The 10,113-nt window shown below is 62.6% G+C and carries 12 protein-coding genes and 2 pseudogenes; 10 read left to right on the top strand and 4 right to left on the bottom strand.

All coding sequences use genetic code 11. The annotated features are described in order from the left end of the window. Positions 1 to 547 (top strand): sulfurtransferase (locus tag ACESMD_RS13140; RefSeq protein WP_372613865.1); only part of this gene is annotated, 547 nt, incomplete at its 5' end. A 100-nt stretch (positions 548 to 647) separates the two neighbouring features. Here the strand turns inward: ACESMD_RS13140 and ACESMD_RS13135 are convergent. Next, positions 648 to 776 (bottom strand): annotated as a pseudogene (locus ACESMD_RS13135) (4Fe-4S dicluster domain-containing protein); the annotation flags it as partial. 129 nt (positions 777 to 905) lie between these two features. After that, complete coding sequence (locus ACESMD_RS13130; protein WP_372613863.1) at positions 906 to 1,055, bottom strand: hypothetical protein; 150 nt, start codon at positions 1,053 to 1,055, stop codon at positions 906 to 908. A 156-nt stretch (positions 1,056 to 1,211) separates the two neighbouring features. On the opposite strand from ACESMD_RS13130, the gene ACESMD_RS13125 reads away from it, so the two are divergent. From ACESMD_RS13125 to ACESMD_RS13085, 9 genes are all read left to right on the top strand, one after another. Then, positions 1,212 to 2,045 carry a transporter substrate-binding domain-containing protein gene (locus ACESMD_RS13125; RefSeq protein WP_372613861.1) on the top strand — a complete coding sequence of 278 codons (834 nt, stop codon included), beginning with the start codon at positions 1,212 to 1,214 and terminating at the stop codon, positions 2,043 to 2,045. Positions 2,046 to 2,069: 24 nt separating this feature from the next. Then, positions 2,070 to 2,732, top strand: a complete 663-nt coding sequence (locus ACESMD_RS13120) for an amino acid ABC transporter permease (protein ID WP_372613859.1) — start codon at positions 2,070 to 2,072, stop codon at positions 2,730 to 2,732. Positions 2,733 to 2,740: 8 nt separating this feature from the next. After that, positions 2,741 to 3,403 (top strand): amino acid ABC transporter permease, encoded by a 663-nt coding sequence (locus tag ACESMD_RS13115; protein ID WP_372613857.1) that lies wholly within the window; start codon positions 2,741 to 2,743, stop codon positions 3,401 to 3,403. Positions 3,404 to 3,412: 9 nt separating this feature from the next. Continuing rightward, the gene (locus ACESMD_RS13110; RefSeq protein ID WP_372613855.1) at positions 3,413 to 4,180 is read left to right on the top strand and encodes an amino acid ABC transporter ATP-binding protein; all 768 of its coding nucleotides are present in this window, start codon (positions 3,413 to 3,415) and stop codon (positions 4,178 to 4,180) included. Positions 4,181 to 4,193: 13 nt separating this feature from the next. Then, complete coding sequence (locus tag ACESMD_RS13105; RefSeq protein WP_372613853.1) at positions 4,194 to 4,583, top strand: RidA family protein; 390 nt, start codon at positions 4,194 to 4,196, stop codon at positions 4,581 to 4,583. Positions 4,584 to 4,634: 51 nt separating this feature from the next. Next, positions 4,635 to 5,444 carry an IclR family transcriptional regulator gene (locus ACESMD_RS13100; RefSeq protein ID WP_372613851.1) on the top strand — a complete coding sequence of 270 codons (810 nt, stop codon included), beginning with the start codon at positions 4,635 to 4,637 and terminating at the stop codon, positions 5,442 to 5,444. 103 nt (positions 5,445 to 5,547) lie between these two features. Continuing rightward, complete coding sequence (locus ACESMD_RS13095; protein ID WP_372613849.1) at positions 5,548 to 6,609, top strand: D-TA family PLP-dependent enzyme; 1,062 nt, start codon at positions 5,548 to 5,550, stop codon at positions 6,607 to 6,609. 174 nt (positions 6,610 to 6,783) lie between these two features. Further along, positions 6,784 to 7,047 (top strand): hypothetical protein, encoded by a 264-nt coding sequence (locus ACESMD_RS13090; protein ID WP_372613847.1) that lies wholly within the window; start codon positions 6,784 to 6,786, stop codon positions 7,045 to 7,047. 161 nt (positions 7,048 to 7,208) lie between these two features. Then, a complete protein-coding gene (locus ACESMD_RS13085) occupies positions 7,209 to 8,432 on the top strand; it encodes an aminotransferase class V-fold PLP-dependent enzyme (RefSeq protein WP_372613845.1) in 1,224 nt (407 codons plus the stop codon). A gap of 311 nt (positions 8,433 to 8,743) precedes the next feature. Here the strand turns inward: ACESMD_RS13085 and ACESMD_RS13080 are convergent, their stop codons facing one another. Then, positions 8,744 to 9,952, bottom strand: coding sequence for a pyridoxal-phosphate dependent enzyme (locus ACESMD_RS13080; RefSeq protein WP_372613843.1), 1,209 nt, complete (start codon positions 9,950 to 9,952; stop codon positions 8,744 to 8,746). Between the two features lie 37 nt (positions 9,953 to 9,989). Continuing rightward, a pseudogene (locus ACESMD_RS13075) lies at positions 9,990 to 10,113 on the bottom strand (IS1595 family transposase); the annotation flags it as partial.

The following is a 10,113-nucleotide window of genomic DNA, read 5'->3' as shown; positions in this document are numbered from 1 at the left end:
GGGAGGGCAATTGGCCGCGGCCCGCGCCTGGTGGATGCTGGCCTGCTGGGCCGGCCATCCGGATGTACGGCTGCTGGACGGTGGCCTGGAGGCCTGGCTCTCCAGCGGAGGCGGGCTGGTCGAGGATGGCAACCCGGAAGCCTGGCCGGACCCCGGCGACTGGGCCCCCGTTTTCCAGGCCTCGGCGCTGGTCGAAGCGGATCAGGTCTCCTCGGACCGGGCGCTCAAGGTGGATGCCCGCAGTCTGCAACGCTTTCGCGGCGACGTGGAGTCCATCGATCCTGTCGCCGGCCATATCCCCGGGGCGATGTGTCGGCCCAGCACCGATAACCTCACCCATGGCGATCGCTTCAAGTCGCCGAAAGTGCTCGCCGCGGAACTGCCGGATGCCGAGTCGGTGATCGCCTACTGTGGTTCCGGGGTGACCGCCTGCCACAACATCCTCGCCTACGCCGTTGCCGGACGTTCCCTGCCGCGCCTCTACGCAGGCTCCTGGAGCGAGTGGATCCGCGATCCATCAAGGCCCATCGCCACAGGAGACGCCTGATATCCGAGTGCTGCCGAGTCACGTGCTGGCCGGCACCACTTGCATCGGCAGCATCTTTCGGCATCCTTTTGCTCGGCGCTCGGCGCTCGGCGCTCGGCGCTCACATGTTCGGGTAGCTGGGCCCACCGCCGCCTTCCGGTGCCACCCAGGTGATGTTCTGTGCCGGATCCTTGATGTCGCAGGTCTTGCAGTGCACGCAGTTCTGGAAGTTGATCTGGAATCGCGGCTGTTATGTCGGTAACTGCCGACCGTTTTAGGAATGAGGACCCGATTTGAATAGCCGAGGGTTGCTCTCGCCTGGAGTTCCCGGGCGAGAGCAACCCTCGGCCCACGTCTCAAGATGTGTTGCAGAAGAATGTTATTGCTCGATTTCACATGCGCCGGCAGAACTGGGCGAGATCTCAGCGCCGCGCGACATGCCAGCTGATGCGGCGTCGAGATCGGTGCGCAGCGGCAGGTCTGCCAGCACCACGTTATCCGCCGTAAAGTGCGCCTTATAGAGCGCCATAGCGAGATTCTCCAGCGCACCGGCAATCAGCGCTTGTCCGAAGGCACGTCCGCAAAATCAAATCAGTTGACAAGCGCAGGCAGTCGACGCTAACTTTATTCTGGAATACTAAAGTGTGTTCCGAAATAACGGAATACGCCAACAAGGAGGCTCACCATGTTCAAAACTCTGACCCGTCTCGGCCCCACTGCGTTGGTCCTTTGCGTCGTCGCCGGCGCCGCTCAGGCCGACAAACTTCAGGATGTTCTCGACCGCGGCCATCTGGTCGCAGGAACCGGCAGCACCAACGCGCCCTGGCACTTCATGGACGCCAACAACGACCTCGTCGGATTCGACGTCGACATGCTGCGGCTAATCGCCAAGGGCCTATTCGCCGACCCCGACGCGGTCGAGTTCGTCAACCAGTCAGGCGATGCGCGTGTGCCGAACCTTGCGACTGACAAGGTTGACGTGACCTGCCAGTTCATGACCGTGACGGCCGGACGCGCGCAGCAGGTCGAGTTTTCGATCCCCTATTATCGCGAAGGTGTTGGCCTGATGCTGATGGCCGACGGCAAATACGCCAACTACGACGCACTCAAGGCTGCGGGCGGTGACGTTACCGTATCGATCCTTCAGAACGTCTATGCCGAGGATATCGTTCATGCCGCCCTGCCCGACGCGAAGGTCGATCAGTACGACGGTGTGGACCTGATCTATCAGGCACTCAATTCGGGACGCTCGGACGCCGCCGCGACAGATCAGTCATCGTTGAGCTGGTTCATGAAGCAGAACCCTGATCGCTATGCAGACGCAGGTTATGGCTGGGCGCCGCAGAGCTATAGCTGCGCCGTCAAGCCTGGCGAGCAGCGCTGGCTGAACTTCGTGAATTCGGTTCTGCACGAGGCGATGACGGGTGTTGAATTCAACACCTATGCGGCCTCCTTCGAAGAGTGGTTCGGCGTAAAGCTTGACCCGCCGCAGATCGGTTTCCCGGTCGAATACAAGTAATACCGGGCATCCCGAGGGCATTCGATGGACTATAATTTCAACTTCGCGGCGGTGTGGCGGGATTTCGACCTCCTGCTCTCCGGTCTGGGGCTGGGGCTGATACTGGCCGTTGTCTCGATCGCGATCGGTTGTCTGATCGGTCTGTTCGCCGCCTTCGGGATGCTGTCGAACCATCGCCCGGTTCGATGGACGGCGACGGCATATGTCTCGGCGATCCGCAACACGCCGATCCTGGTGTTGATCCTTTTTACCTTCTTCGCCCTGCCGCAGTTGGGTGTTCGCCTTGGCAAGATCGAGAGTTTCATCGTCACGCTGTCGGTCTATTCCGGCGCCTATCTGACCGAGGTTTTCCGTGCCGGGCTGATCGCTCTGCCGCCGTTCCTGCGCGAGGCGGGGCTGACAATCGGGTTGACCGAATCCCGGACCAAGATACTGATCACCATTCCCGTCATGTTCCGCAATGTTCTGCCGGCACTCGGCAACAACTTCATCTCGCTGTTCAAGGACACATCGCTGGCCGCTGCAATCGCCGTGCCTGAACTGACTTTCTATGCCCGCAAGATCAACGTCGAAACCTTCCGCGTGATCGAGACGTGGATGGTCGCAAGCCTGATGTACGTATTCGCCTGTTCGATCATCGCCGCACTGTTGCGGCATGTCGAAAGCCGTCTTGCGATTCCGCGATAGGGGCCGAAATGGAAATCGTGAAAACCCTCGATGCCATCTGGGCCGCGCGCTGGCCTCTTGTCCAAGGGCTCGGCGATACGATGCTGATTTCAGCGGTGGCGATTGTTCTGGGCACGATGCTTGGCCTGATCGTGGGGCTGCTTTTGTCTTACGGAAACCGCCCCGTTCGGCTTGTGGTAAGGCTTTATTCCGATTTTCTGCGGGGCACGCCGGTCTTTGTACTGATCCTCGCCAGTTTTTATGTGCTTTCGGTGCTGGGGATCCAACTGTCCGCGTTCCAGGCCGGAGTCTTTGCACTGACCCTGTTCTGTTCATCGCATATCGGCGAGATCGTTCTGGGCGCCCTGAAGGCCATTCCCAAGGGGCAGACCGAAGCAGCGAAATCCGTAGGCCTCACGTTTTTCGGAACGTTCTTCTCAGTGCTTCTGCCGCAGGCGCTTCGAATGATCTTGCCGACTTGGGTGACCACGGCCACCGAGATCGTGAAAGCATCGGCGCTGCTCTCGGTCATCGGCGTTGTCGAGCTGTTGCTGGCGGTGCAGCAGGTGATCTCCCGCACATATCTGAGCCTCGAACTCTACTTCTTCGCCGGGTTTGTCTTCTTCCTTATCAACTTCATGATCGAAAAAGCCGGGCGATTCGTCGAGCGCAAGGTCTCGCTGCCCACCTGAGGTCCACATATGACTGTTCCCGTTCTGGAAATCACGAACCTGCACAAAAGCTTCGGCAAGGTCGAGGTGCTCAAGGGCATCGACCTGACCATGCAAAGTGGCGATGTCGTGAGCCTGATCGGCTCGAGCGGATCAGGCAAGACCACACTTCTGCGCTGCGTGAACCTGTTGGAAGACTACGAGGATGGCGTCGTCGCCGTCGGGGGGGAGCAGATCGGCTACACGCAGCGCAACGGCAGGCGGATCCGGCTGAAGGAAAGGGAAATCGCCCGGCAGCGTGCGATGACCGGCATGGCGTTTCAGCATTTCAACCTTTTCCCGCACATGAGCGCGATCCGCAATGTCATGCTGGGCCTGATCAAGACCCGCAAGATGCCGAAGGACGAGGCCTACGCCACCGCCGAGGGTTGGCTGGATCGCGTGGGCATGAAGGATCGGAATGACCATTACCCGGGCCAGCTTTCCGGTGGCCAGCAGCAGCGCGTCGCCATCGCCCGCGCGATCGCCATGAACCCGGAGCTCATGCTCTTCGACGAGGTGACGTCCGCGCTCGACCCGGAGCTCATCAGCGAGGTGCTGGCGGTCGTCAAGGGTCTCGCCGCCGACGGCATGACGATGCTCCTGGTCACTCACGAGATGCAGTTCGCCCACGACGTATCGGACAATGTCGTCTTCATGCAGGACGGACGCATTGGCGAGGAAGGCCCGCCCGACCAGCTCTTCCACAACCCGAAATCGGAGCGTCTCGCGGCGTTCCTCAAAAGCTCGAAATTCTGAATAGGGATAGAACATGACCATCACGAGGCACGGTGTAAACGAATCCAAGGGCTCCGGGCGTCAGGGGCTGCCTTTTGCCAAGGCGACAGAGGCCGACGGCTGGCTCTATGTCTCCGGCCAGACGCCGATGGTGGATGGCGAGGTGATTGACGGCGGGATTGTGCCGCAGGCCCACCAGGCGATCCGCAACATGATCGCGATCGTGGAGGCAGCCGGCTATAGCGTTGCCGACATCATGCGGGTCGGTGTCTGGCTCGACGACCCACGCGATTTCTGGAGCTTCAACAAGGTCTTTGCCGAGCACTTCGGTGATTACCCGCCGGCCCGAGCCTGTGTCCAATCCGCAATGGTCGTCGACTGCAAGGTCGAAGTGGACTGCATCGCCTTTCGCAAGACAACCTGACGAAAATGCCCTACAGAGGGCGCGTCCAGCGAAGAAACGGCCGATACCTGAATGAGCAATTCGAAATCTGTCACCCCCACCAGAACGAAGGAACGCGGGCTGGAGCGCGCCTTCTTGATCCTCGACTATCTTTGCACCACCAGCGAGCCACAGCGACCCATCGATATCGCAACCGGCATGGGGGCGCCGAAGTCGTCGATATACGAACTGGTCGGCCTGCTGACGGCAGCGGGTTTGCTGGAGCGAACGGACGCAGAAGGCCGGGTCTTCCTCGGACGCAGGCTGCACTACTGGGGGCTGAACTATCTGAAGAACTTCGACATAACACGTCTTGCCCGGCCGGTTCTGGAATGGATCACGGATCAGACGCGGGAGACCTCGCAGCTCTGCATGCTCGACCGAGACAAGTACTTCGTCTCGATGATGAACGAGGGCAGCCGCCCATTCAGGATTAGTGCCGCTGTCGGCGAGCGGACGCCCATTCCCTGGACGGCGTCGGGCCGCCTGCTTCTCGGCCATCTGTCGACGGAGAAAATCCTCGCGCTGATCCCGCCTGAGGATTTCACGCGTCCCCACGGCGGGCGCATTGATCCGCAGAAGTATGCTGAGAGCGTGCACGCGGCCTGGAACGAGAAGTTTTTCTCCTTCGACAGCATCGCGGACAATTTCACCCACTGTTTCGCGGCGCCAGTCCTCGATGCCGAAGGAATTTGCCAGAGCACCGTCTGCATCATCGCGCCCAAGCAAGACGCGATGGCAAGCTATGCCCATTATCGCGCGACTCTCGTTCAGGCGGGAAAGGAATTGTCGCGCCTGCTCAGTTCTCCGGACTCCGAGATTCAAGGCCTCGCTGCGGAATAGCCGGGCTGTCAACTTGAGGAATCCTTGAGATGATGAGTGGAGCTCAGCGAATGACCGCAAACCTGCCCTTCATCGACGCCATCACATCTCCGGAGACTCGCTGATGCATATCGACGACATCGAAACCCCCGCCGTCCTGATCGACCTCGACCGGGTCGAAGCGAACCTGAGACGCGCGCAGGATTACGCCGACGCGCACGACCTGCCGCTGCGGCCGCACGTGAAAACCCACAAGCTGCCGGAAATGGCGCAGAAACAGGTGGCGCTCGGCGCGATCGGCATCACCTGCCAGAAGATCGGCGAGGCCGCGGCGATGGCCGATGGCGGGCTGACCGACATCTTCCTGCCCTACAACATCCTCGGCACGTCCAAGCTCGACCGGCTGGCCGACCTGCATGCCCGCGTGACGTTGTCGGTCACCGCCGACAGCGCCGAGACAGTCGCTGGTTACGCCGCCCGGTTCGGCGCGGACAGGCCGCTGAACGTGCTAGTGGAATGCGATACCGGCGCGGGTCGCTGCGGCATGCATACGCCGGAAGAGGCGGTGGCGCTCGCCCGGCAGATCGAAGACGCGCCGGGCCTGACCTTCGGCGGGCTGATGACCTATCCGCCCAGGGGCGACATCGCCAAGGCCGATGCGTGGCTGCGCAAAGCCAAGGCCGCGCTGGAGTCGGCGGGCCTGCCGCCCAAGGTGATCTCGTCCGGCGGTACCCCTGACCTGTATCGCGCCGCCGAAGGCACGGCCACGACCGAGTACCGCCCCGGCACCTACATCTATTCCGACCGGATGCAGGTCGCCTTCGGCCTCGGCACGCTGGACGATTGTGCGCTGACGGTGAAGGCCACCGTGGTCAGCCGCCCCACCGAGGACCGCGCAGTACTCGATTCCGGCTCCAAGGCGCTGGCCGCCGATGCGGTTCCTGCGCCGCACAAGGGGCACGGCCACCTGGTGGAATATCCGGATGCCGTGATCACCGCCCTGTCCGAGGAACACGCGGTCGTGGACCTGTCAGCCTGCACGGACAAACCGGCGGTCGGCGACACGGTACGTGTGATCCCGAACCATGCCTGCGTCGTCACCAACCTGTTCGACACGGTCTACCTGGTGCGCGGCGACACCGTCGAACGGGAGGCCGAGATCACGTCGCGCGGGAAACTGCGATGAAGCCCCGAAAGATGGTATCGCCTTCCTGGCTTGAACAGGGGACCTCTGGAGCCACATAAAAGCTCTACACCTGCTGGCGGCTCAGTTTCGCAAATCGGCTGAGGCCCGGACTCCCCCTTTCCCTGGGCAGATTTACCCCACGGCCTTTGTGACAGGTTATCGCCTGGTTTGTCGATGTTTCGAGAGGTCGGTGACTTAGGTGGATGCCATGTCGGCGAATGGCCTGCGGATCATGGAAATGTCGATCTCGACCGCGTTCGGCGTAACCTGACGATGCTGTTCATCGCCCACGACCTGTCGGTGGTAGAATATCTCGGCGACCAGATCCAGGTGATGTATCTCAGCCGGCTGATGGAGGTCGGCCGCGCCTCCGAGGTCCATTCCCGCGCGATGCAACCCTACACCCGCGCGCCTCCTTGGCGAGTTCGTAGGCGCTGATTGGCACCTGCCGCTCGGTCAGCAGATCGAGGATCTGCAGGCTGAGGTCAATCTCGGTGGTATGGGTACGGATCGGTTTGATCTCGGACATGTGGCCTCTGCGCAGCGCCCTCTACGGTTACCTAATTATGGAACCATACATAATACGGAAAGGAGTCCCGATGGCTGCGTTCGAAAACGAAACTACCCCCGACTGGAGCTGGCATGACGCCAACGGATTAACCCGGCTGATCAACGCTTCGGGAACGATGACGGAGCTTGGCGGTTCGATCGCCGACCGCGAAGTTGCCCAGGCGACGGCGGGCGCGATGTCCCGCTTCGCCAAGATTCACGAGCTGCAGGCGGAGGCGAGTCGCATAATCGCTGATCTGACTGGCGCGGAGGCCGGCTGCTTGACCGCCTCGGCCAGCGCAGGGATCAGCCTGGCGATCGCGGGCTGCATGACCGGGCTCGACCCCGCCCGGGCCGAGGCGCTCCCGCGGGAAACCGGACCGCGCAACGGCGTTGCCGTGCAGCTCGGGCATCTCTGTGGCTACGGCGCGCCGGTCTCACTGGCGGTGGAGCTGACCGGGGCGGATGTCCGGCCCGTCGGGCAGTCGACGCTTGCGATGGACCACCAACTGATCCATGTCCTCGACGAAGGCGCCGCGGCAGCGCTTTACGTGGTGTCGCACCACGTTGTCGCCTACGGTCAGATCCCGTTCGAGCGTTTTGTTGAGATCGCGCACCGGCAGGGCGTGCCGGTGGTTGTCGACGCGGCCTCGGAATACGACCTGCGCGGCTTCATCGAGAATGGCGCCGACCTGGTGGTCTACTCGGCTCACAAGTTCCTGGGCGGCCCAACTGCTGGCATCATCGCCGGCCGCCGAGACCTGGTGCGCGCGGCGTATCTGCAGAATATCGGGATCGGGCGCGGCATGAAGGTCGGCAAGGAAAGCATTGCGGGCGCCAACGTCGCGATGCAGCGTTGGCTGGCGCGCGACCATGCCGCGGCGCGGGCGAAGGAGGAGGCCGTGCTCGATTACTGGCAGGCGGCGCTCGCGGATTTGCCGGGGGTGACGGTGCGCAAGGTGCCGGACCCGACGGGGAACCCGCTCGACCGGCTGCAGGTCGAGGTCGATGCGACGGTGACCGGCGTGAGCGCGGCAGTGCTGGCCGGAAGGCTCGGCCGGCGCGACTCGGCCATCGTCGTGCGCGATCACGAGGTCGAGCTCGGCTATTTCCAGCTCGATCCCTGCAACCTGGCCCCGGGCCAGGCGCCGCTCGTAGCCGAGGCGGTGGCCGACGAGATCACCCACGGCGCGCAGCCCGGCGATAACGAGAGCGCCGCTCTCGCCAGTCCCCGCAACGGGGGTGTGGCGGCGTATCTGAACTGGCCGGGATAAGCCGGACCGGCCGTTGAAGATCGGCGCCCCGGCGACCGGCTGCCGCCCGAAGAGCCAGGCTGGGTGACCGGCAGGCTGAGACAGAGCGTCCAATATGGCCCTACTCTTCCCTGCCGGCCCGGGACGCGCCCATAGAAGGCTGTGTAAGCCCTCGCTCAAAAAATGATTTTTTATCAGGCTTAGCCACCGGTCACGGAGATCGTTCCCAGCGCCGGAAACGTGGGCAATGCAAGCCCACGGCCCACATAGGGCAGCTTACTTCCCGTGAGCAGCGCTTCGTTTGGTGGAAAATTGGTCACCTTTTCTTCAACTCACCGCGCAGCCAGGCGACTAAGCAATTTCTCTGTATCAGGCTCGATAGCCTCTTGGAGGTTGATCTCCACGTGGAAGAGATCCTTCAGCCCGTGGCCTGTAGCTACCACTACGATTCGATTCTCCGCCGCGATAACTCCCTTCTCTCGGAGAGGCTCGACCGCTGCGAGTGTGATGGCCGCGCTGGGCTCGAGTACGACCCCCTCGAGCGATGCTGCTTGGCGCACGCCTTCCAGTGTCTGTGCGTCGTCGAGCGCGATTGCGGCGCCATCGTTCTCGCGGATGTGCTCGAGCGTATAGTCCCCGTCGCGCTCATAGCCGGCGAGAGTGTCGTTGAGTGCCGAAGCGACCGTAGTCTGATGCTGCCAGGGCCGCACGCCGCCACCTTCCGAAAAGGCCCGCGCGATCGGGGCGCAGGCAGAAGGCTGCACAGCGATCGGCCGCGGAATGCGGGCGATCCGTCCCTGCGCTTTAAGCCGGGAGAACCCCTTCATGAGCCCGACGAGCAACGGGCCGCTCGAGATCGGCAAGAGCAGGACATCGGGCGCAGCAGCGGCGAGTTCGTAGGCAATAGTGGCGTAGGCTTCGACGCCATAAGGGTTGTGGAATGTCGTTGTTAGGTTCACCCAACCGCGCTCACGCGCCAGTTCGTCGGCCAGACGGCAGCATTCGCTGGTGGGGCCGTCCACGGTGACGAGCCTGGCGCCCGTGACCGCGATCTGCCGCAGCTTGGCCTCGGGAGCCGTCTTGGGGACAAGGACGACGACAGGCTTGCCAGCGCGGGCTGCGTAAGCTGCTCCGGAGGCCCCGGCATTGCCGCTCGAGGAGAGAACCAACGCTTCTCGGCCGTATTCGCAGGCAAGCGAGGTCCCCAGCGAGATCGCTCGGTCCTTGAAGGACCCCGTTGGCATGACCGAGTCGGTTTTGATCCACAGATCCTCGAGACCACAAGCCGCGCCGAAACGCTCCGCTTTGAGAAGCGGGGAGCCGGCCTCGCCGAGCGAGATGCGGTTTTCCGGACTGCAGTGCGGCAGGAGGGGGGCCCATTGCCAGATTTCCCGGGCACCGGAAGCGGCTGTTTGTGCCTGGGCCGCCGTTCCCAGCTGGACGTCGAGGATGCCGCCGCAGTCGAGGCAGGTCGACGGGACAGTCATTATGGAGACTTCTGCACCGCAAGTGGTGCAGACGAGATGATCTTCGGTTGTCATGGGGCATCCCTTAGTGTGTATCGTGCTTATCCGGTTGTCACACCCACCCACTAGATGTAGTGGTGCGGGATTTCGCGGCGTAGAGCTCGGCATAGGTAGGCGCGGTGACGCCTCCGGCGATGCCGAGCAGTGAGCGGAATGCGTTGAACGGATAGAAGCGG

This window comes from Halomonas sp. (assembly GCF_041689495.1).
GTDB lineage: Bacteria > Pseudomonadota > Gammaproteobacteria > Pseudomonadales > Halomonadaceae > Halomonas.
The sequence above is the reverse complement of the archived record's forward strand: the minus strand, read 5'-3'. Positions and strand labels throughout refer to the sequence as shown.

Bases quoted from the DNA above. Each gene is read 5' to 3' on its own strand.
- ACESMD_RS13110 (WP_372613855.1), top strand. From the start codon at position 3,413: ATGACTGTTCCCGTTCTGGAAATCACGAACCTGCACAAAAGCTTCGGC.
- ACESMD_RS13100 (WP_372613851.1), top strand. From the start codon at position 4,635: ATGAGCAATTCGAAATCTGTCACCCCCACCAGAACGAAGGAACGCGGG.
- ACESMD_RS13130 (WP_372613863.1), bottom strand. From the start codon at position 1,055: ATGGCGCTCTATAAGGCGCACTTTACGGCGGATAACGTGGTGCTGGCA.
- ACESMD_RS13095 (WP_372613849.1), top strand. From the start codon at position 5,548: ATGCATATCGACGACATCGAAACCCCCGCCGTCCTGATCGACCTCGAC.
- ACESMD_RS13080 (WP_372613843.1), bottom strand. From the start codon at position 9,952: ATGACAACCGAAGATCATCTCGTCTGCACCACTTGCGGTGCAGAAGTC.
- ACESMD_RS13090 (WP_372613847.1), top strand. From the start codon at position 6,784: ATGTTTCGAGAGGTCGGTGACTTAGGTGGATGCCATGTCGGCGAATGG.
- ACESMD_RS13115 (WP_372613857.1), top strand. From the start codon at position 2,741: ATGGAAATCGTGAAAACCCTCGATGCCATCTGGGCCGCGCGCTGGCCT.
- ACESMD_RS13105 (WP_372613853.1), top strand. From the start codon at position 4,194: ATGACCATCACGAGGCACGGTGTAAACGAATCCAAGGGCTCCGGGCGT.
- ACESMD_RS13120 (WP_372613859.1), top strand. From the start codon at position 2,070: ATGGACTATAATTTCAACTTCGCGGCGGTGTGGCGGGATTTCGACCTC.
- ACESMD_RS13085 (WP_372613845.1), top strand. From the start codon at position 7,209: ATGGCTGCGTTCGAAAACGAAACTACCCCCGACTGGAGCTGGCATGAC.
- ACESMD_RS13125 (WP_372613861.1), top strand. From the start codon at position 1,212: ATGTTCAAAACTCTGACCCGTCTCGGCCCCACTGCGTTGGTCCTTTGC.